Raw genomic sequence first — 20,546 nt, 5'->3', positions numbered from 1 at the left:
CTTGTAATCATTCTGTAAAACTATCAACAATTTCCGGTTACATCCATTTGTTATAGAGTTTAAAACAATTGATTTGTATTAAACAACTTTCTAAAACGCATCGAGCTTATCATGGGTTTATAACAATTAATAGAAGTTTTTTTAGTTATTATCGATATTTCTATCTGTTTTTTTCAATAATTTAGCTGATTTTTTAATGAAATTTTTCTCTCAAAAATTACGAGAAAATTTGTTAAGATAGGTTTGAATAAAATGATTTAAATGTATATGACCGATACACTACATCCTCCCATTATTATTGATGCATTAGGACAACCCTGCCCAATGCCATTGCTTATGTTGAAGCGCGCTTTAAAAAAAGTGGATGGCGCACAACAATATTTATTGAAATCCTCTGATCCACATAGCGAAATTGATGTAACACGATATTGCAAAATTCAGCAACTTCAATGCCTGACACAAAAAATTTCAGACAATGAATTTCACTATTTAATTGAATCTATGTAATTCTTTGCTAAACTCTTGCTAAAGATAAATATAGTTAACTTTACATTTCTATACTCAAATTTCCTTAGTGATGAAGAACATTCGCATTAAGATGAAATTGTTGACTTAAATACCATCCTATAAGGAGACTCCATGACTACTGACAGCAGCAATCAATTGATGCCCCTGTCATTGTCTGCACCAGGCGTAAACCTTGGTGCATATATCAGTACTGTCAATCAAATTCCAATTTTAACGGCCGAGCAAGAAAAAGAACTTGCTGAGCGTTATTATTATGACCAAGACCTCGATGCTGCCAAGTTATTGGTAATGTCACACCTCCGCTTTGTTGTACATATTGCACGTAGTTATGCAGGTTACGGATTGCCACAAGGTGATCTCATTCAAGAAGGTAACCTCGGATTAATGAAAGCGGTTAAACGTTTTGATCCGAATATGGGTGTTCGCTTAGTTTCTTTTGCTGTGCACTGGATTAAAGCTGAAATTCATGAATATGTGATTCGTAACTGGCGTATTGTTAAGATTGCGACCACCAAAGCTCAACGCAAATTGTTCTTTAATTTACGTAGTCTTAAAAAATCAAGCAAACGACTCACTTTAGAAGAAGCGAAATCAATTGCCAACGATTTGAACGTAACCCCTGAACAAGTGTTAGAGATGGAAGGCCGTCTCACTGCTTATGATGCTGCTTTTGAAGCACAAGGTGATGATGATGACGATACACCTCATACTGCACCTGCGCTTTATTTAGAAGATAATCGTTATGATCCAGCACGATTAGTTGAAGAAGAAGATTACGAACAGCAAAGTACCACAGCCTTACATGATGCAATGGACCAGCTTGATGATCGTTCACGTAATATTTTACAGCGTCGTTGGTTAGATGATGATAAGTCAACTTTGCATGAGTTGGCTGCTGAATATAATGTTTCTGCTGAGCGTATTCGTCAGTTAGAAAAGAATGCCATGGAAAAAATCAAAACTGCCATGTCTGCAAGCTAAAATCGAATCAAACACAAGGGCTTTAATGCCCTTTTGTTTTATCTGGCTTTGTTTAAGCACCCGAATATGTTAACTTTGTTTATCAAATTTCCAGTTCCATTGTCATTATGTGGATAGCAATCTCTGCGCTTAATCTTGCGCTTGCAGTCATGCTGGGTGCTTTCGGTGCTCATGGACTCAAATCTTTTGCAACACCAGAGCAACTCGCTTGGTGGGGTACAGCAACTCAATACTTTTTCTATCACGGTCTTGGCTTACTAATTTTAGGTGTACTAGATAAAACCGCACCAACTATTCCAATAAAAATTCCTTTTATTTTGATGCAAATTGGTATCATCTTCTTCTGCGGTTCGTTGTACATTATGGCGCTTGGTTTACCTCGAATCTTAGGTGCGATCACTCCAATTGGTGGTGCATTTATGATTGCAGGTTGGGTGCTACTCGCATGGCAAGCAATCAAGCATGCGAAATAAGGATTGATCATGCACATCTATTTAAATGGTGAGTCAACAGACACGCCTTGCGAAAACCTACAGCAATTGATTCAAAGTTTAGAACTTGAAGGCAAACGCTTCGCTGTAGAGAAGAATCAACAGATTATTCCGAAAAGTAGACTTGAGCAAACGACAATTGCTCCTGAAGATCGTATTGAAATTATTCAAGCTGTTGGTGGCGGCTAATCGGCTAAAAATGGAGTAAGCCCATGCAAGATTCCCCTTTAATTATTGGTTCACGTACTTTTAACTCTCGCTTATTGGTCGGAACTGGTAAATATAAAGATCTCAATGAAACTGATTTAGCCATTCAAGCCAGTGGTGCTGAGATTGTCACTGTCGCAATCCGTCGTGTAAACATTGGTCAACATGCCGATCAACCGAATTTACTTTCAGTGATTCCACCAGACAAATATACGATTCTGCCTAATACAGCAGGTTGTTTTGATGCTGATAGCGCAATTCGTACCTGTATGCTGGCACGTGAACTTCTTGATGGTCACAATCTGGTGAAGTTAGAAGTACTTGGTGATGAAAAAACCTTATATCCAAATGTGACCGCAACACTAAAAGCAGCGCAAACCTTGATTGATGATGGTTTTGAAATCATGGTCTATACCTCGGATGACCCAATTGTTGCCCAAGAACTTGAAAGTATGGGCTGTGTTGCGATCATGCCTTTGGGAAGTTTGATTGGTTCTGGTCTTGGTATTTTGAATCCACATACCATTTCCATCATCAAAGAAAATGCCAAAGTCCCTGTTTTAGTAGATGCAGGTGTCGGTACAGCTAGTGATGCGGCAATTGCAATGGAATTAGGCTGTGATGGCGTTCTTATGAACACGGCGATTGCCGCTGCTCAAAATCCTATTTTGATGGCTTCTGCGATGAAGAAAGCGGTTGAAGCAGGTCGTGAAGCATTCTTAGCAGGTCGTATGCCGCGTAAGCGTATGGCGAATGCGAGCTCGCCTGAGACGGGATATTTCTTTAAATAAAGTATAAGTGGTGAAGGGATTACTCTGTTCCTTCACCCTCTAGATTGACGTATATACACTATGGAAAATAAAATTAAAAAAATCTACCTAGTTAAAGTTTCGTCCAATTTACACGAAGCCCCTGTTAACACAAAATACTTTATACTTGAGGGAAATCAAATATATGCTACAAAAAAACAAGAAATTTTAAATTCTTCACAAAACATTATTGGATATATCTTTTTCTTCTTTTCATGGAAATTAAAAACTGATTCGTGTGCGATATTCCCACACAATGAATCCCTCTATCTATTTCATAATGATACCTTCATCGAAATCGAAAAAAATTCTGTACAAATTAAAAAAATTTTATTTTGGAGAATTATTACTATTAAAAAGGGAAGCAACCTCCCTATTTTTATTAAACTATTTACACCACCCTATAGATGGTTATCTAATGATGGCATGTTCCCAGAAACAGTAGAACCATTAATAGATTTTTTAATTGATGTTAATGATAACTACGACTGGAAACTATCTAACATAAAAAAACTATATCAATATATTTCAAAAACATAAGCTCATTAGATTTTTTAGATTATCTTTCGCCCTTTGCTCAAAATTTTTTTGAAAATATTTCGTTTGATATAACGGTTCAGTCTGATAAAAATGTGCTAAAACTTGTTTTCTTTTAATCGAATAAACATCTGGATCTACCCAAGCATACTCCTGTTGAATCTGCTGTTCATATTCCTCGAATCGCTCTGGTGAGGCAGCTAGAATCGCCAAATCAATATCCAGTAAAAACTGCAAATCTAGTTCATCTGTTACTTCATGCTTTTGCGTCGCAATAATCCATTGTTTAATCTTTTCAACGATATCAATTGATAAATCTTGAGCCAAATACTGCTCGAATAACTCGGCACTTTTTAGCTCATTATCTTTTGCTTGTGGATCATAAACCGCATCATGAAACCAGAGCGCCAATGCAACAGCATGTGCATCATTTAAATCAGCTCGAATCGAGTCAACTAGAACCAAACATTCATACAAATGTTGCAGCGTATGATAAGCCCGCTGCTTTTCACTATAGGCAGCAATCAACTTATTAAAAACTTTCTGCGGCTCAGAAAAGTGATAATGCTGATGCAGCTCAAACCATGATTTTTCTAATAAGCTCAAATACTGCTGCATTACTCACCCTTATTGGATTTCTTTATTCAGCCATTTTGCCAAGGATTCTGCATCTTTCCGCTCTAAAAAAAGCTGGTACAAAGTACAGGAACCAAACTCATGTTTTAGTTCCTGTTGGCGCATAGGATGATTACCAAATCTGAATCGTCGAGTACCATCGCGATCTAAAGGCAATGCATATACCCCATAGCTACGAGGTTCTGTCAGGTGCCCTTTGACACAAACTTGATCAGACGATATCGCGTGTTTTAATAAATATTCTTTGGTTAACATCCCACCCTGCCTAAGGCAAACTAAGCTGCGTGTTGCTCATCTCGCTTAAAGACCAATTCTTTATTCGATGAACTTTCAGCATCAAAGTAATACCCTTCACTATCAAATGCTTTTAATTGTTCTACTTGGCTTAATTTATTTTCAATCAAGTATCTTGCCATCAGACCACGCGCTTTTTTCGCATAGAAACTAATAACTTTATATTTTCCGTTCTTCTGATCCAAGAATACAGGCTTAACAATTTCTGCCTGAATTTTCTTTTCATTCACAGATTTATAATATTCGTCAGAGGCTAAATTTACCAATACTTTTGCATCAATTTCAGCTAAATCTTGGTTAATTTGATCCGTAATAATACTGCCCCAAAATTCATATAGATTATGACCACGCGTATTCTTTAGTTTAGTACCCATTTCCAAACGGTATGGCATCATCAAATCCAATGGACGTAATAAACCATAAAGACCAGACAGCATACGTAAATGCTGTTGGGCAAAATCAATATCTTGGTCTTTTAAGTGATATGCATCTAAACCTGTGTACACATCACCTTTAAATGCAAATAAAGCCTGACGTGCATTGGAAAAATCAAAATCTGCATTCCAGTCACGAAAGCGCTCTACATTTAAGTTAGCTATTTTCTCACTCACCGTCATCAATGATGCAATTTCAGTTGCCGACAATTTGCGACAAACATCAATCAACTGTTGAGATTGCGCCAACAAACGTGGTTGAGTATGTGTATCTGTAGGAAGTGCTGTGGTGTAATCAAGTGTTTTAGCAGGAGAAATTAAAGCAAGCATAATCAATCAAAATAAATTTATCTTGGTGAAACTATAACAGTTGATAATTTTTAATGCCAATTCGTGTTCTCGTTCAGTTTTATCGGTAAAATAGTGGATTCTTCCATTATCCATTGCGTATCTTATGTCTGAGCAATTATTCATCCAAGGTCCTGTTGGTCAAATCGAAATGTTTGTTGATCAGCCCCAAGGTGAAATCACAGGTTTTGCTGTTGTCTGCCATCCACATCCTCTACAAGGTGGTACACCGCATCATAAAGTCCCTGTACTACTAGCTCAGATTTTTAATGAAATGGGGTGTATCGTCTACCGTCCTAGCTTCCGTGGTTTAGCCGGTAGTGAAGGTACACACGACCAAGGACACGGCGAAACCGATGATATTATGGCTGTGATTGAATACGCACGTGAGAAGCACGCAGGTTTAACCTTCTATGCGGGTGGTTTCAGTTTTGGTTCTCATGTGCTCGCAAAATGCCAAGCACAACTCAGCAATGAGTTCCGTCCAAAACAATTGGTGTTATGCGGCTTGCCAACAGGTTCGGTGGTGGATTTACGCCACTACACAACTCCTGCAATTGACGGTGATATCTTATTTGTTCATGGTGAACAAGATGATATTACTCTTCTTTCAGATATGATTGCGTGGGCAAAACCACAAAAGCATCCGATTACAATTTTGCCAGGCGCCAATCATTTCTTTACCGGCTATCTAAAACAATTACGCCAAGTGATTGCTCGCTTTTTAAAACTGTAGACTTAACAACAAATTACTAAGAAAAATATACGTGTTTTGAATCCAATGTCTGTTATATCACTATAGATGTACAGACATTAGGTTCTTTAATAATGAAATTAAATAAAAAACAGGGACTTTTTTTAAAGCAAACCATTGAACATTGGCAACAACACGGCACGATTACACCTGATGTCGCCAATCAGTTAAAGCAGAGTTTTTCGATACGACCTTTCGACTGGGAACGACTGGCAAAATATTCATTTTGGATTTCGATGATTTGTGCCGTGATTGCCGTTGCCGCAATTACAGCCGATAAATTCTTAATGGAACTGATTGAAAAAATCTTTATCGATTCAAAAATCATCCCTTGTCTCATTTTCGCTGCGGTTGCTGCAACCTTTTATGGTTTTGCATATCGTCGACGCAGAACCAAACCATTGCATCAATTTAGCAATGAAGCCATTATTTTCGCAGGCGTGCTTTCTACCGCAGCGTCTGTCGCCTATTTCGGGCAAGCGATTGATACTGGCAGTGGGCATTTCTCTTTGTTATTCCTACTCTCCACCATTATTTATGCCGCACTTGCCTTCTGGTTTCCTTCTAAACTGATTTGGGTATTTTCCTTGCTTTCGCTCGGTTCATGGTTTGGGACAGAAACAGGCTATATGTCAGGTTGGGGTGCCTATTATCTTGGGATGAACTTCCCTTTACGCTTTGTCTTGTTTGGTGGCGTATTGATTGGCTTAAGCCTACTCTTTAAACGCTATGCGCATTTTAGAGATTTTGCACACTCAACCTATGTCATGGGCCTGTTATATCTATTTATTGCCTTATGGATTCTCTCGATCTTTGGCAATTATGGTGACTTAGGGAGTTGGTATAGCGTCAAGCAATATGAACTGTTGCATTGGGGCGTGCTATTCGCATTTATTGCCATCATCGCGATTGTCTATGGCTTAAAACACGATGATGCCACCTCACGCGGTTTTGGTATCACCTTCTTATTTATTAACCTCTACACCAAGTATTTTGAGTTCTTTTGGAATGGCATGCACAAAGCCATTTTCTTTATCTTGCTCGCTGCGTCTTTCTGGTGGATTGGCCGACATGCCGAAAAACTTTGGAACTTAGAGTTTCTACCCAGCCAATCACAAATAAAGAAAGATCATCCAGCTGAATGATTACCAAAGTCACTCCAACTCAAGCCAAACCGAGCCAAATACTTTTTGACTCGGTCGCTGTCATTGGTGGTGTTGCGTTGCTGGCGTGAAGCAGCAAATAGTTGGCGTCCAGCATCCGCCATTGACTTGGCATTTTCACAGACTTGAAGTACACCACGCAGTTGAATCTGATCAAACTCATCGATCTCACCCAGCTGAGTTTGATCTAAATATTTGAGTAAAATATCTGCATCTTTAAATTGGTCTTGTGTGGTTTGAATCGACCACAGTTGCTTTAAACGCTGAATCTCCTTTTCCACCGTTTCTGAACGGATCAACTCACCACTGGATAATGTCGCCAACCGAGTCACACTGGCGGTTAAATCACGAAAATTCCCTTGCCATGATGCTTCCTTCGACTTGGCAAATTTCAAATACACATCAAGTGCATCACGTTGAAAACGTAATTGTCGCTGGTGATTTGCCGAAAAGCGTTGCAACTCGAACTCAATATTAGGGGCAATATCTTCAATTCGATCTTTAAGATTGGGTAAAAAGAAAGTCCATGTATTCAGTCGTGCCCACAAATCCTCACGGAAACGACCTGCTTGCACTTCTGCTCTTAGATCTCTATTGGTTCCCGTAATCAGCTGAAAATCCGCCTGAACCTCTTTATCACTTCCGACTGGAAAAAAGGATTTATCTTCAAGTGCCTTAAGCAACATCGCTTGCTCATCTAACCCAAGCTCACCAATTTCATCCAGAAATAAAATACCTTGATCAGCACTTTTTAATAAGCCTGTTCTTGAAGCCGCTGCCCCTGTAAAAGCCCCCTTGATATGCCCAAACAAACTCGACATGGCACTATCACCACGAAGCGTCGCACAGTTCACATCAATAAAACGCCCACTTAAATGAAATTTGTCTTTCTTTAATTGAAAAATTTGTTTGGCTAAATGTGATTTACCAACACCAGTTGCCCCCATAATCAAAATCGGTGCACTCGAACGTGTCGCCACCAACTCAACTTCGGTAATCAATTGATTAAATTCATGGTTATAGGTTGAAATATTGGCTTTAAGTTGTTGCCAGTTTTGTTGTTGCTCATCTTCAAAACGTTGCTTTAAAACATCATAGCGAGATAAATCTAAATCAATGATACGATATTCACCTTCTGGTGTTTTCTGTTGATTTGGCGCACTTTGAATCAATTTGGCAGGTAAATAATTGGTATCGACCAGTAGATACCAACAGATTTGAGCAACGTGTGTGCCTGTAGTGATATGCAAAAGATAGTTATTTTTTTCAGTATCAAAGGGATAACTTTTCACAAAGTCATATAGCGCACCATAGACCTCAGCAAAATCCCAAGGATCACGAATACTCACTCGTTGACCTGATACTGTGGTTGATGGCGACACATCCTGAGCATCTTCAGCAATAAATTTGACTAGATTATGATGCTGTCGATCATGCAATAGTACCAGTTCATCTACAATCAGATCTTCATGCATCAAAAGACTGAGGGTTGGACGCCAACGTTGCCAACGATCAGGACGCTTCCCTTGATCTAAAGTAGAACCCACAAAACCAATGACAACAGTTTTTTTTGCATTCGCCATAATTTCTATAATATTTTATATATATCTATCATATACAATACGCAATTCAATGAAAAATTCCAACAATATGCTTCATTTTACTTTTTTAGGCACATCTTCTGGTGTACCCACACTCACACGCAACGTTTCAGCTTTAGCGATCCGTAATAGCAAGAATAAAGATTGGATTTTAGTTGATGCAGGAGAAGGTACACAGCATCGCATTCAACAAGCTAAACTCTCATTACAAAGCCTAGTTGCCATCTGCATCACCCATGTACATGGTGATCATTGTTATGGATTGGTCGGCTTATTGGCGAGTGCAGGTATGAATGCCCGTACTGCACCTTTAACCATTATTGCTCCAAAAGAAATTCAACAATGGATTAAAGCCACAGCTCAACTGACCGATCTGCATTTGCCCTATCCGCTCAACTTTATCGATGTGAATGAAGCTACTCAAATACTACAAATAACAGATGAACTTTCGATTCAAGCCCACCCACTCAGTCATCGTGTACCGAGTTTCGCATTTAGTATTATGGCGCAATACACCCAAAAGAAATTAGATACCCAGGCTTTAATTCAGCTCGGCGTAGCAAAAGGTAAAGTTTGGGGCGATTTACAGCAAGGCTTAGACGTCCAGTTTAATGAACAAACCTTAAAAGCGGTTGATTTTATTCAAATCCAAACACAACGTGCACATACGATTGTCGGTGGAGATAATGATCGTCCCGAGTTGTTGGCACAAACTTGTCAGGATGCCCAACTTTTGATTCATGAAAGTATCTACACCCAAGCCATTTTAGATAAAGTAGGTTCAGGCCCTATGCATAGTTCAGCAAAGATGGTTGCAGAATTTGCTCAACAACAAGGTCTAAGCAACCTGATCTTGACGCACTTTAGCCCACGCCATCAAGATAATGCTGGACAACAAGCCATCGCTGAAGAAGTCCAACAGTTCTATCAAGGCAACTTCTACTTGGCTCATGATTTTGATCAATTTAGCTTAGATGAGGCAGGTCGACTTTCAAAAATCGATAAATCCTGATAGATCCCCTGATATATGATCTATTAACCCCCAATATATCTAATCTATCATTTTAGATACTTAAATATCCTTTAAGATATATAAATATCGACAAAATCACCTACGCACATGTTTATGAAAAATATTTAAAAATTTATTTTTAATAATTATCAATATCTTAAAATTATTTATAGTTAGTTTTTAAAAAGTTGGCACAGTCACTGCAATAGTATAAGCACACAATATCATTGGGATCTTGTGAATATCACCTGCCTGCAAACGCTTGGCAGGCAGGCTTTGAAAGGAAAATGAAAATGTCTGTCGTTGAACAAATCAACCAACAAGCTCAATTTGAACAAGAACAGCAACAACGTGCTTATCAAGTTCTAAAAGATAAAACGAGTATGCCAGTAAAAATGTGGACCAATGGTGTACTTGTTGACGACAACTCAAAACAACAATTACTACAAACAGCACAAATGCCCTTTATTTATAAATGGATGGCAGTGATGCCAGATGTTCACTTTGGTTTAGGTGCAACCATCGGAAGCGTGATTCCAACCAAAGGTGCAATTATCCCTGCTGCTGTAGGTGTTGATATCGGATGTGGAATGATGGCAACTCGTACCAACTTAACTGCTTCTGATTTACCCGATAACCTATATGCTTTACGCACTGAGCTTGAACGCTTAATTCCACATGGAATGACCAAAGGCCGTGGACGAGATAAAGGTTCTTGGGAAACACCACCTGAAATGGTAGATCAAGCTTGGGCAGATTTAGTTGCTGATTTTGAGTTCATCTGTGCAAAGCACCCTCGCCTAAAAAACACCAACAACCGAAAACAGCTAGGAACATTAGGTACAGGAAATCACTTTGTCGAAGTCTGTTTGGATGAACATGATCATGTTTGGATTATGTTGCACTCAGGTTCTCGCGGTGTCGGTAATGCCATCGGTAATCATTTTATCGAGCTGGCGCGTAAAGATATGCAAAAGCACTTTATTAATTTACCGAATAAAGATTTGGCTTATTTGGTCGAAGGAACTGAACATTTTGATGATTACTGGTTTGCTGTGGGTTGGGCACAACGCTTTGCCATGAAAAACCGTGAAATCATGATGCAGTCTGCCATTAAAGCCTTAGCAACAATTATTCCAAAACCGTTCCAAGCACGATTAGAAGCCGTGAACTGCCACCATAATTACGTGGAAAAGGAAGAACATTACGGCGAAGAAGTGATGGTCACCCGTAAAGGTGCTGTGCGTGCACGTTTGGGAGAGTATGGAATTATCCCAGGTTCCATGGGTGCCAAGTCCTTCATTGTTCGTGGGCTTGGTAATCAAGAATCTTTCTGTTCATGTTCACATGGTGCAGGACGTGTAATGAGCCGTGCCGAAGCAAAACGTCGCTTTACCGTAGAAGATCAGATTGCGCAGACTGAAGGTGTTGAATGCCGTAAAGATGCTGCTGTAATTGATGAAATTCCATCAGCTTATAAACCGATTGAAGATGTCATGAAAGCTCAAAGCGATTTGGTTGAAGTGGTTTATACATTAAGACAAGTGGTTTGTGTTAAGGGGTGATTTCATGAATCAAATTGAAACAGGTATTGTGCAATTTGAGTGGGCAATAAAATTGTATTTATATGAGACAGCATTTATACCAGCTATTACTTTAGCTGGTGCCGCGGAAGGCATTTTTGGTGAGCTTAAAAATGGCTATGTATTTCATAAAGTCAGTCAAAATATTGCTTTTAAAAACAACTTACAAACAAAGCAAGTGTTTCAAGAAATTAATAAAGTCAGAAATTGGTTAAAACATGGAGACTGCAATAAAGTATTTGACGATTTAAATGAGCAAGAATTTCAAGCTGCTGCAATCAGTCGAATTATCATCGCAGCTACAGCTTTGATTCACTTAAAACCTACTTATATGAGTAATTTGTTTATTCAATTCATGCAAAATACTCAAACATATCATTCAGACTTTTTACCTAATGATAGTTTTGACTGGAATAAAATAGAGATAGAGAAATGAAACTCGCAGAAGCACTTTTACTTCGAAGCGATCAACAAAAAAAGCTCGCTTCATTAAAACAACGGATCAACGCCAATGTATTGGTACAAGATGGCGATGAACCCAGTGAAGATCCAAATGAACTGATCAAACAGGTATTTGCTTTAACCCAAGAAAGCAATCAATTGATTTGTCGTATTCATTTGACCAATGCGCAAGCCAAGTTGGAAGATGGAAAAATATTGCTGACCCTATTAAGCTTGCGTGATAGTTATGCTGAACAGCATAAGATTTTGGTTGATGCGATTGCCAATACCCATCGTGAACCTGATCGTTATAGCTCACGTGAGATTAAATGGCAAAAAGTTATCCCTGTTTCTAGCTTGCAAAAACAAGCCGATGATATCAGCGCGAAACTTCGCGATTTAAATATCAAAATTCAGGCTGCAAATTGGCAGATTGATTTAGTCGAATAGACAATAGATTTTGTGAATTTAGTTCACAATCACAGTTTGGACATACTGGGCGAGTACAAGATCCTGCATTACTCCGATCTGAGGGATTGAAAATAATTCAGGCGGCTATGGCAGCATGTGAGCCGTGCATCAATCTTCACTGATTAGGCTCAGCACCATGTACCTAGTAAACCTTTGCCAAAAGCAAAGTCACGCGTTACTTCGCATTACCATGTACTGACAGTATGTTCATTAAATTAGAAAATAAGGAAAATAGAAGTGAATAAAGCTTTGGCAAATATGCCAGCAACCATCCAAATTGATGGTTCACAAGGTGAAGGTGGTGGACAAATTCTAAGAACCGCCCTTGCCCTTTCGATGATTACAGGTCAAGCATTTGAATTAATCAACATTCGTGCTGGACGTAAAAAACCAGGCTTAATGCGTCAACATTTGGTCTGTGTACAGGCATCTCAACACATCAGCCAAGCCTATGTGGAAGGTGCTGAGCTCCATAGCCAGCGTTTGTACTTTGCACCACAGCATGTACAAAGTGGAAAATACCAATTCCAGATTGGTTCGGCAGGAAGCACAACACTGGTTTTACAAACCCTGTTACCTGCTTTGTTATTGCAAAATGAAGCCAGTGATCTCACAATTTCTGGGGGTACTCACAATCCACTTGCACCAACAGCAGATTTTATCGAGCATTGCTTTTTACCAGCATTAGAAAAACTTGGAATAGAGGTAGAGTTTAAGTTAAACAAAGCAGGCTTTTTCCCGATTGGTGCTGGTGAAATTCAAATCAAGATTCAGCCGTGGCAAAATCGAAATAAACTAAGTTTACTAGATCGCGGTACTTTGCAAAGCACTGAGGCTTTTGCAGCAGTATTAAATCTTTCCGAAGAAGCACAAATTGCACAGCGGGAATTAGCAACTTTAAACAAAAGACTAAAGCTAGATACACAGCAGCAATTCCACTTAAACGGCATCAGCCAAGGCAATACAGCGTATGTCAAAGTTAAGCATAAAAATCACGTTCAGCTATTCACCGCTTTAGGTGAAATGCGCAAAAGTGCAGAACAAATTGCCAATTATTTGGCTGAACAAGTGAAGCAATATATTGTTTCTCAAGCTACGGTGGATGAGTATTTAGCAGATCAGTTGTTATTGCCTTTGGCATTGGGACAAGGGGGCGAATTTACGGCACAATGTATTAGTGAGCACACCCGTACTCAGGCTGCGATGATTGAAAAATTTATTGATTGTGAAATTGAATTTATCGAGGTGGATAAAGCGCTATTTCAGGTCACTGTTAAAGTAAAAGAAGCCCATTCATAAGCTTCTTTTTTATGAAAATTTATTTAACAGACTCTAACGCTGTCACCAATAACTTCCAGCATTTCTCTACCGTATCTACTTTGACTCTTTCTCCAGGTGCGTGTGCGCCTTGAATATCAGGTCCAAAAGACACCATCTGCAAATCCGGATAATGTTCCGCAATAATGCCGCACTCCAAACCCGCATGAATTACTTTCAAGTTCGGCTCAATTTTAAATGCAGATTGATAAGCTTGTTGTAAGCATTTCAATGCAGCCGAATCTGGATTCGGTGTCCAACCGGATACCAACGGCGTTAATTCAGATTGAATCTGGAAATTAGCAAAGTGCTGTTGAATGCTCTGAGCAAAGCTTACCGCCTCTTGGTTCACCATTGAACGAACCATAATCAAAGTTTTAGCTTCTTCTTTAGTCAGTTTGACCACACCAATATTATTCGAGGTCTCAACTACATCAGGTAAAGCACTACTCCACTTGGCAATCCCGTATGGACAACTTGCCAATGCCTGCAACCAAGCTTGTTGCTGCTGCAATATCATAACTTCACTTATCTGATTAGCATTTTGCTGTACGGTGATCTGTAGCTGATCATCAATACCCTGTGATTTTTTCTGCCATTCAACCTGTGTTGCTGCAACGGCTTTTTCTAAATCAGCCAATTTTTCAATTTCAATGGCAATGGTTGCCACAGCTTCACGTGGGATGGCATTACGTGCTGTTCCACCGACAAATTCAACCAGTCGGCCATTTGATTGCGCTAAATAGTCATTAAGGAAATTGGCTAAAATCACATTGGCATTACCACGACCCAAATGAATATCAACCCCTGAATGGCCACCTTTTAAACCTGAGACCAGCAAATCAACATATACTAAATTTTCAGATACTGGTTCATATTCAGATGCTTGTTGTACTTCCAGATCAATACTGCCCGCGCAGCCAAGATACAGCTCGCCCCATTCTTCGGTATCAATATTAAATAACCACTGTCCAGTTAACACACTTGACTCAAGTAAACGAGCGCCACTCATTCCTGCTTCTTCATCAATGGTGAGCAGAACTTCAATCGGCCCGTGCGCGATATCGCTGGATTCTAATACAGCCAGTGCCAGTGCAACTCCAATGCCATTATCGGCACCCAAGGTAGTATTTTCAGCAATCAACCAGCCATCTTTTAATACAGGTTGAATGGGATCTTTAAAAAAGTCATGTTGCGTACCACGATTTGCCTGAGTCACCATATCTAAGTGTCCCTGCAAAATCACACCTGCAACGTGCTCCTTACCTGCTGTAGCAGCTTTTCGAATAATTAAATTACCAATGTCATCGACATAAGTTTCTAGGTTGCGCTGTTCCGCCCAATCTTTTAAATGTTGTCTGAGTTGTTGTTCATGCTTGGATGGTCGAGGAATCGTACATAAGGTCTCAAAATGTTGCCAAACTGCTTGGGGTGATAATTTAGAAAAATCGACCTGTATCATGCACCTATACTCTCAAATAAAGCGTTTAAACGAATATACACCATACACCCAAACGGCAATGATGTTAAATCACTTCAATTAAGATTTTATGCGCAAAATTGACTTAGCTTTTCCATACAAATTGGGAAAAACTATGTTCCGCTTTTAAGCTATTTTCAACAGCCTGAGCCAATTGGCGGATAATACTTTGTGTCTCAATACGCTCAAACCAAGCTTGTTCTTGCTGTGGATTGGCTGAGATTTCACAGAGAATATGTCCTTCGGTATCTTGTTGCGAACATAGAATTGAAAGCGGTAATTGATGATTGTCGATACGCACTTCAATCTTTTCATGCTCATGACGAATATGTTGTGCATCAAAACCATATTGTTCTAATTGTTTATACAGCAATGCAGCCACGTACTCTTGCGTGATATAGCATTCATTCGGTGGATGATCAACCACCCCATGTTTTGGGCAATCTGCTATAAATTGCAACGTTTTCATGCTATTCCCTCTATTTTTATGTTTTAACTCTGGATCACAGAGTAAATCCGACGCGAACGGTAAGAATTATTATATATACAATTGTCTTTAATAGATTAGCTGATTGTCTTAGTTCTATTGCTAAATTGATAAATTTAGACCCGATTAGATATGTACATCTACAAACTCAGCATTTTTATTATTTAAGCGTTTTCGCTTTATGTTTAGCCAATTGTTTTTCTGAATATACTTATAAAAAAAGCAGCATTTAACTCATTAACCAAGCTAAACACTGCCTTTTCAGATCAATCTATGGATTCACAACTTGCAAGTCCAAACCTGCTGTATTTGCAAGTTCTGTAAAAGTTGGGAAGCTTGTCGCCACAGTTTCTGTACCATGAATGGTGATGTTACCTGAAGTACGCAAACCAGCCATACTAAAACTCATAGCAATACGGTGGTCATGGTGTGACTCAATTTCACCACCAGCGAAAATAGCAGACCAATCACCTGATTTACCTTTACCTTCAATGATGATGCCATCGTCGGTTGGGGTACAGTCAATGCCCATAGTTTTCAAACCATCTGCCATTACTTGAATACGGTCAGATTCTTTAACACGCAGCTCAGCCGCACCTGTCAACACTGTTTGACCTTCTGCACAAGCCGCTGCTATAAATAATGCAGGGAACTCATCAATGGCTAATGGCACTTGGTCTTCTGGCATATGAATGCCTTTGAGTGTTCTAGAACCTTTGATATGAATATCTGCAATAGGTTCACCGCCTGCAATACGTTCATTTTCTACGGTTAAGTCAGCACCCATTTGCTTCAAGATTTCGATCACGCCTGTACGCGTTGGATTGATCCCAACCGCTTCAAGGACCACATCTGCACCTTCAGTAATCGCAGCACCGACCATAAAGAATGCAGCAGATGAAATATCAGATGGTACTTGGATATCGGTACCAACTAATTTCCCGCCACCCACAAGCGAGATTTTATTGCCTTCAGTTTTCACATCATAACCAAAAGCACGCAACATACGTTCAGTATGATCACGCGTTGGTTCTGGCTCAGTCACTGAAGTTTCACCCGCAGCCCATAAACCCGCCAATAAAATGCCTGATTTCACTTGGGCAGACGCCATTGGTAAATCGTATTGAATCCCTTTAAGGGCTTGGCTACCTGTAATGCTGACAGGTGGCGTGCCTTTCTCACCGGTAGTTTGGATGAGTGCACCCATTTCACGAAGTGGTTTCGCAATACGTTCCATTGGACGTTTAGACAATGACGCATCACCAGTCATCACTGAATCAAATTTTTGCGCAGACAACATGCCAGATAGCAAACGCATACTGGTGCCTGAGTTCCCCATATACAAAGCACTTGCTGGCGCTTTTAAACCTTGCATACCGACACCATGAATAGTGACTTCACCATTCTTCGGTCCTTCGATGCTCACACCCATGTCTCGGAATGCTTGTAAAGTTGCGAGAGCATCTTCACCTTCCAAGAAGCCTGTGACATGTGTTGTGCCTTCTGCAATCGCACCAAACATGATTGAGCGATGTGACACAGATTTGTCACCTGGTACGGTGAATTTACCTGTAAACGTTTTCTTTCCCGGTAAAATGGTAAATTGCTGTGTCACCTTGTTTTTCTCCATCAAAGGTTTTTTGGCCAACATATGGTTAAAGTGCTGACGTGCTGCTTGAGCATGCCCAAGTAGCCCCATCAACGCTTGTGAATCTTCCTGTTCAATCAATTTCTTTAAAACTGACAATTGCTGTTCAAAGCCATCAACAGCGTTCAGAATTGCAGTTTTATTGGCAAAGAAAATATCATGCCACATCTGTGGATCACTGGCTGCAATACGCGAGAAGTCACGAAAACCTCCAGCAGCATAGCGGAAAATATCCAGATTATCTTCACGATTTGCCAGTTGCTCGACCAAATTAAATGCCATCAAATGCGGTAAATGACTGGTATGTGCCAATACTTCATCGTGTTTGGTGACATCCATGCAAATCACTTCGGCTTTTGCTGCAGACCAAAGTTGAATCAGTTTTTCAACCGCCCAATCCGCACTGGTCGGAAGTGGTGTCAAAATCACTTTATGATTGACGAATAAATCAACTTTACCTGCATGTACGCCTGTATGTTCTGCCCCAGCAATCGGATGCCCTGGTACAAAACCGACAGGTAAATCTTCACCAAATACAGCTTTAGCAGCTTGAACCACATTACCTTTGGTACTACCAACATCGGTAATAATGACGTTGTCTGCAAGATAAGGCTTGATCTGTTCCAGCACTTTTTGTGTAGCACGCACAGGCAATGCTAAAACAATTAAATCTGCATCCTGAACTGCTTCTTCTGGCGTTGCATAACCGTGTTGAATAAGGCCAAGTGCCTTAGCATCTTCTAATGTTTTTTTTGAGCGTGTTGAAGCTACAATTTGAGATGCAAGTTGTTCTGCCACAATCACACGAGCAAGACTCGACCCAATCAGTCCAAGCCCAATAAATGCAACTTTCTTAAATAATGGTTGAGACATAAAACATATTTGCCTATGTAAAAATCTCCCCTGAGAAGCACCCCGCTTCGTAAGCTCTTTAAAAAGAGGGGAAACTCCTCCCTTTTTAAAGGTCTTGCGCAGTTATACTGCTCAGGAGGGATTCAAAATACAATAAATAGACCTATAAAACAGCGATTGGATATGAACCGAGTACGCGTAACTCTTTCACCATTGGACGGATTTCCTCCAAGGCCGCTGCAACATTTTCCTGACCGATATGTCCTTCTAAATCAATAAAGAACACATAAGCCCATTTTTCAGGCAATGCTGGACGTGTTTCAATACTGGTCAAGCTGATTTGATGCTTGGCAAATGGTGCAAGAATTTCCAATAAAGCACCGGCACGATCATGTGCAGAGATCAATAACGAGGTCTTGTCATTACCACTTTGAGGAATCTTCTCACGACCAATCACAAGGAAACGTGTGGTATTTTCAGGATTATCTTCGATATTGCTATGTAGAATCTCAAGGTTGTACATACTTGCCGCAATATCAGATGCAATCGCTGCTGAATGCCATTCGTTACGAATACGACGTGCTGCCTCAGCATTTGAGTTTAGCGCGACACGCTCTACCCCAGGATAATGTGCATCTAACCACTTACGACATTGTGCCAAAGTTTGCTGATGCGCATAAATCTGTTTAATGCTGTCTTTGCGCGTATTTTCAGATACAAGGAATTGATGATGAATACGAAGTTCAACCTCACCAATCACATTAACTGTCGATGATTTAAAGCAATCCAGCGTATGGTTCACAATACCTTCAGATGAGTTCTCCACCGGAACCACACCATAATGTGCACTACCCGCTTCAACTTCACGGAACACTTCGTCAATGGTTGGCAATGGGCGTACAACAGCATCTTTACCAAAATGCTTTAGCACAGCCGAATGCGTATAAGTCCCTTCTGGTCCGAGGAATGCAATGCTTTGTGGTGCTTCAAGTGCCAAACATGCTGACATGATTTCACGGAACAAACGTGCCATGGTTGCATCAGACAAAGGCCCCTGATTACGCTCCATGACTTTACGCAGCACTTGAGCTTCACGTTCAGGGCGATAAAACAGCGGATTCTCTTCGGATGCAAATTTCGCTTTGGCTACAGCTTCTGCAAGCGTCGCACGGCGGTTGAGTAACTCTTGGATTTGTTGATCAACACTATCAATATCGTTACGAATTTGTTCTAAATTAAGTGAATTCGATGTGTTTTGTCCATCGTTTACCATTGAATGCAGCCTCAGCAAAATCATCTATAAGAATCGATTACAATTCATCTGTGAATTGATTATCCGAGCTAGTATAACAACACTTTAAGCTATTAAACACGCTGAGTTTTAACTCTTTTTATTACCGAACTTTATTGATAATGATTTTCATTATATATTGCTAGCAAAATTTCAATGCTTGCGAATAAATTATGTTTAAACCACTTGGTATTTTGACTTTTTCTCTGCTCATGGTAACACCATTGGCTTTTGCTCAACCGACGACCTCGAGTTCAAATAAAGCACCTCTTAAATCACAAACCAATATTCAACAAAGCTTTGTAATAGCATCCAAATATACCAAACACGATTATCTGATTCAGATCTCAGTTCCTACTAGTGAAGCTCCAAAAGAAGGTTTTCCTGTGCTTTACGTACTGGATGGCAATGCCGCATTTGATAGTGCTGCCAACATTGCTAAATCAGTAGGTGGTGGTGCCAATCGTTTGGGCTTGAGTCCAGTCGCTATTGTTGCGATTGGCTACCCGCAGCAAAACAGTTTTGATGTAGAAAAGCGTGCTTTAGACTACACCCCAAAAGCATCGACTGAATTTCAAAAACAAGCCAAGTACACTTATGGTGGCGCAGACCAATTCATTCAATTTATAGAAAAAGAGCTAAAGCCTGCCATTCAGACCAAAATTAAAGTCAATTCTCAGCAACAGAGTTTATTTGGACACTCCTTTGGCGGACTGTTTGTTTTACATACTTTCTTTAGCCAACCACAAATGTTCCAACGTTATATTGCGGCTAGCCCTTCACTCTGGTTTGATAATTATGCCTTGCTCAATCGACAGGCAGATTGGTTAAAGAATCAAAGTAAAACTCAAGATACCATGCTGATGACCACGGTAGGTACGCATGAGCATGGTCGAAGTCCAACACCAGACGCTGAATCCTTGCAGAAGCAGAACAACTTTTATCAAAACTTTAATCAGCAACGTTCTAAGCATTTCTTGTTCTGGAATTACCGACATCCTGCCGAGCAGCATCTGACCAATATGTATGCCAGCTTACCAAAAGCGATTATGTTGGCGGGTTGTCAACCTCAAAGCTGTTCAAATCTATTTGATGAACCAACACCATAAAATCCTGAATAAACATAGCCTAATTTAAGCGGACGATTCGTTCCGCTTAAATTAGGGCCTTTCATAGAACAG

22 protein-coding genes are annotated in these 20,546 nt (G+C 39.9%); 14 read left to right on the top strand and 8 right to left on the bottom strand.

The features are described from left to right. Positions 1-267 precede the first annotated feature (267 nt). The 6 genes from NDN11_RS07900 (at position 268) to NDN11_RS07875 (ending at position 3,556) form a co-directional block, all read left to right on the top strand. Entirely contained in the window at positions 268-507 is a 240-nt protein-coding gene (locus NDN11_RS07900; RefSeq protein ID WP_167246720.1) for a sulfurtransferase TusA family protein, read from the top strand. Between the two features lie 132 nt (positions 508-639). Continuing rightward, positions 640-1,509 (top strand): RNA polymerase sigma factor RpoH, encoded by an 870-nt coding sequence (rpoH, locus tag NDN11_RS07895; RefSeq protein ID WP_167246718.1) that lies wholly within the window; start codon positions 640-642, stop codon positions 1,507-1,509. A 107-nt stretch (positions 1,510-1,616) separates the two neighbouring features. Continuing rightward, positions 1,617-1,982, top strand: a complete 366-nt coding sequence (locus tag NDN11_RS07890; RefSeq protein ID WP_251111321.1) for a DUF423 domain-containing protein — start codon at positions 1,617-1,619, stop codon at positions 1,980-1,982. A 9-nt stretch (positions 1,983-1,991) separates the two neighbouring features. Then, positions 1,992-2,189: a sulfur carrier protein ThiS gene (gene thiS / locus NDN11_RS07885; protein WP_005216503.1), complete on the top strand. Its 198-nt coding sequence runs from the start codon at positions 1,992-1,994 to the stop codon at positions 2,187-2,189. Positions 2,190-2,212: 23 nt separating this feature from the next. Next, positions 2,213-2,998, top strand: coding sequence for a thiazole synthase (locus NDN11_RS07880; protein WP_251111320.1), 786 nt, complete (start codon positions 2,213-2,215; stop codon positions 2,996-2,998). A 60-nt stretch (positions 2,999-3,058) separates the two neighbouring features. Then, positions 3,059-3,556 (top strand): hypothetical protein, encoded by a 498-nt coding sequence (locus NDN11_RS07875; RefSeq protein ID WP_251111319.1) that lies wholly within the window; start codon positions 3,059-3,061, stop codon positions 3,554-3,556. On the opposite strand, the gene NDN11_RS07870 is transcribed toward NDN11_RS07875, so the two are convergent. The 3 genes from NDN11_RS07870 to yaaA are packed head-to-tail and all read right to left on the bottom strand — an operon-like array spanning position 3,545 to position 5,247. Further along, positions 3,545-4,171, bottom strand: coding sequence for an HD domain-containing protein (locus NDN11_RS07870; RefSeq protein WP_251111318.1), 627 nt, complete (start codon positions 4,169-4,171; stop codon positions 3,545-3,547). The two genes, NDN11_RS07875 and NDN11_RS07870, sit on opposite strands and share 12 nt — an antisense overlap. 9 nt (positions 4,172-4,180) lie before the next feature. Further along, complete coding sequence (locus tag NDN11_RS07865) at positions 4,181-4,444, bottom strand: hypothetical protein (protein WP_004639332.1); 264 nt, start codon at positions 4,442-4,444, stop codon at positions 4,181-4,183. A 20-nt stretch (positions 4,445-4,464) separates the two neighbouring features. Then, the gene (gene yaaA / locus NDN11_RS07860; RefSeq protein ID WP_167246710.1) at positions 4,465-5,247 is read right to left on the bottom strand and encodes a peroxide stress protein YaaA; all 783 of its coding nucleotides are present in this window, start codon (positions 5,245-5,247) and stop codon (positions 4,465-4,467) included. A 124-nt stretch (positions 5,248-5,371) separates the two neighbouring features. Between yaaA and NDN11_RS07855 the strand changes: the two genes are divergently transcribed. Both NDN11_RS07855 and NDN11_RS07850 read left to right on the top strand, forming a co-directional pair. Further along, complete coding sequence (locus NDN11_RS07855) at positions 5,372-6,001, top strand: alpha/beta hydrolase (RefSeq protein WP_251111317.1); 630 nt, start codon at positions 5,372-5,374, stop codon at positions 5,999-6,001. A 92-nt stretch (positions 6,002-6,093) separates the two neighbouring features. Then, the gene (locus NDN11_RS07850; protein ID WP_251111316.1) at positions 6,094-7,164 is read left to right on the top strand and encodes a DUF2157 domain-containing protein; all 1,071 of its coding nucleotides are present in this window, start codon (positions 6,094-6,096) and stop codon (positions 7,162-7,164) included. Here NDN11_RS07850 and rtcR read toward each other — a convergent pair. Next, positions 7,149-8,765: an RNA repair transcriptional activator RtcR gene (gene rtcR, locus NDN11_RS07845; protein WP_251111315.1), complete on the bottom strand. Its 1,617-nt coding sequence runs from the start codon at positions 8,763-8,765 to the stop codon at positions 7,149-7,151. The two genes, NDN11_RS07850 and rtcR, sit on opposite strands and share 16 nt — an antisense overlap. 67 nt (positions 8,766-8,832) lie before the next feature. Between rtcR and NDN11_RS07840 the strand changes: the two genes are divergently transcribed. From NDN11_RS07840 to rtcA, 5 genes are all read left to right on the top strand, one after another. Further along, the gene (locus NDN11_RS07840) at positions 8,833-9,795 is read left to right on the top strand and encodes a ribonuclease Z (protein ID WP_251111514.1); all 963 of its coding nucleotides are present in this window, start codon (positions 8,833-8,835) and stop codon (positions 9,793-9,795) included. 293 nt (positions 9,796-10,088) lie between these two features. Beyond that, complete coding sequence (locus NDN11_RS07835; RefSeq protein ID WP_251111314.1) at positions 10,089-11,360, top strand: RtcB family protein; 1,272 nt, start codon at positions 10,089-10,091, stop codon at positions 11,358-11,360. 4 nt (positions 11,361-11,364) lie between these two features. Then, entirely contained in the window at positions 11,365-11,814 is a 450-nt protein-coding gene (locus tag NDN11_RS07830) for a hypothetical protein (protein WP_251111313.1), read from the top strand. Then, on the top strand, positions 11,811-12,269 hold the full coding sequence (locus NDN11_RS07825; protein WP_251111312.1) for a DIP1984 family protein: 459 nt from the start codon (positions 11,811-11,813) through the stop codon (positions 12,267-12,269). Before NDN11_RS07830 ends, NDN11_RS07825 begins: the two co-directional genes overlap by 4 nt. A gap of 258 nt (positions 12,270-12,527) precedes the next feature. After that, positions 12,528-13,589, top strand: coding sequence for an RNA 3'-terminal phosphate cyclase (rtcA, locus tag NDN11_RS07820; RefSeq protein ID WP_251111311.1), 1,062 nt, complete (start codon positions 12,528-12,530; stop codon positions 13,587-13,589). A gap of 19 nt (positions 13,590-13,608) precedes the next feature. On the opposite strand, the gene NDN11_RS07815 is transcribed toward rtcA, so the two are convergent. The 4 genes from NDN11_RS07815 to pheA form a co-directional block, all read right to left on the bottom strand. After that, a complete protein-coding gene (locus tag NDN11_RS07815) occupies positions 13,609-15,069 on the bottom strand; it encodes an aminoacyl-histidine dipeptidase (RefSeq protein WP_251111310.1) in 1,461 nt (486 codons plus the stop codon). Positions 15,070-15,172: 103 nt separating this feature from the next. Beyond that, entirely contained in the window at positions 15,173-15,556 is a 384-nt protein-coding gene (locus NDN11_RS07810; protein WP_004653914.1) for a hypothetical protein, read from the bottom strand. A gap of 289 nt (positions 15,557-15,845) precedes the next feature. Next, positions 15,846-18,095, bottom strand: a complete 2,250-nt coding sequence (locus NDN11_RS07805) for a bifunctional prephenate dehydrogenase/3-phosphoshikimate 1-carboxyvinyltransferase (protein WP_251111309.1) — start codon at positions 18,093-18,095, stop codon at positions 15,846-15,848. A gap of 142 nt (positions 18,096-18,237) precedes the next feature. After that, on the bottom strand, positions 18,238-19,347 hold the full coding sequence (pheA, locus tag NDN11_RS07800; protein WP_005204264.1) for a prephenate dehydratase: 1,110 nt from the start codon (positions 19,345-19,347) through the stop codon (positions 18,238-18,240). Between the two features lie 191 nt (positions 19,348-19,538). Between pheA and NDN11_RS07795 the strand changes: the two genes are divergently transcribed. Beyond that, a complete protein-coding gene (locus tag NDN11_RS07795; RefSeq protein WP_251111308.1) occupies positions 19,539-20,474 on the top strand; it encodes an alpha/beta hydrolase in 936 nt (311 codons plus the stop codon). Positions 20,475-20,546 lie beyond the last annotated feature (72 nt).

The organism is Acinetobacter sp. C26M, assembly GCF_023702675.1.
Classification (GTDB): Bacteria; Pseudomonadota; Gammaproteobacteria; order Pseudomonadales; family Moraxellaceae; genus Acinetobacter.
This window is presented reverse-complemented; position numbering and strand designations above follow the sequence as displayed.

Coding starts and splice junctions, on each gene's coding strand:
- NDN11_RS07900 (WP_167246720.1), top strand. CDS start 268: ATGACCGATACACTACATCCTCCCATTATTATTGATGCATTAGGACAA.
- rpoH (WP_167246718.1), top strand. CDS start 640: ATGACTACTGACAGCAGCAATCAATTGATGCCCCTGTCATTGTCTGCA.
- NDN11_RS07890 (WP_251111321.1), top strand. CDS start 1,617: ATGTGGATAGCAATCTCTGCGCTTAATCTTGCGCTTGCAGTCATGCTG.
- thiS (WP_005216503.1), top strand. CDS start 1,992: ATGCACATCTATTTAAATGGTGAGTCAACAGACACGCCTTGCGAAAAC.
- NDN11_RS07880 (WP_251111320.1), top strand. CDS start 2,213: ATGCAAGATTCCCCTTTAATTATTGGTTCACGTACTTTTAACTCTCGC.
- NDN11_RS07875 (WP_251111319.1), top strand. CDS start 3,059: ATGGAAAATAAAATTAAAAAAATCTACCTAGTTAAAGTTTCGTCCAAT.
- NDN11_RS07870 (WP_251111318.1), bottom strand. CDS start 4,171: ATGCAGCAGTATTTGAGCTTATTAGAAAAATCATGGTTTGAGCTGCAT.
- NDN11_RS07865 (WP_004639332.1), bottom strand. CDS start 4,444: ATGTTAACCAAAGAATATTTATTAAAACACGCGATATCGTCTGATCAA.
- yaaA (WP_167246710.1), bottom strand. CDS start 5,247: ATGCTTGCTTTAATTTCTCCTGCTAAAACACTTGATTACACCACAGCA.
- NDN11_RS07855 (WP_251111317.1), top strand. CDS start 5,372: ATGTCTGAGCAATTATTCATCCAAGGTCCTGTTGGTCAAATCGAAATG.
- NDN11_RS07850 (WP_251111316.1), top strand. CDS start 6,094: ATGAAATTAAATAAAAAACAGGGACTTTTTTTAAAGCAAACCATTGAA.
- rtcR (WP_251111315.1), bottom strand. CDS start 8,765: ATGGCGAATGCAAAAAAAACTGTTGTCATTGGTTTTGTGGGTTCTACT.
- NDN11_RS07840 (WP_251111514.1), top strand. CDS start 8,833: ATGCTTCATTTTACTTTTTTAGGCACATCTTCTGGTGTACCCACACTC.
- NDN11_RS07835 (WP_251111314.1), top strand. CDS start 10,089: ATGTCTGTCGTTGAACAAATCAACCAACAAGCTCAATTTGAACAAGAA.
- NDN11_RS07830 (WP_251111313.1), top strand. CDS start 11,365: ATGAATCAAATTGAAACAGGTATTGTGCAATTTGAGTGGGCAATAAAA.
- NDN11_RS07825 (WP_251111312.1), top strand. CDS start 11,811: ATGAAACTCGCAGAAGCACTTTTACTTCGAAGCGATCAACAAAAAAAG.
- NDN11_RS07815 (WP_251111310.1), bottom strand. CDS start 15,069: ATGATACAGGTCGATTTTTCTAAATTATCACCCCAAGCAGTTTGGCAA.
- NDN11_RS07810 (WP_004653914.1), bottom strand. CDS start 15,556: ATGAAAACGTTGCAATTTATAGCAGATTGCCCAAAACATGGGGTGGTT.
- NDN11_RS07805 (WP_251111309.1), bottom strand. CDS start 18,095: ATGTCTCAACCATTATTTAAGAAAGTTGCATTTATTGGGCTTGGACTG.
- pheA (WP_005204264.1), bottom strand. CDS start 19,347: ATGGTAAACGATGGACAAAACACATCGAATTCACTTAATTTAGAACAA.
- NDN11_RS07795 (WP_251111308.1), top strand. CDS start 19,539: ATGTTTAAACCACTTGGTATTTTGACTTTTTCTCTGCTCATGGTAACA.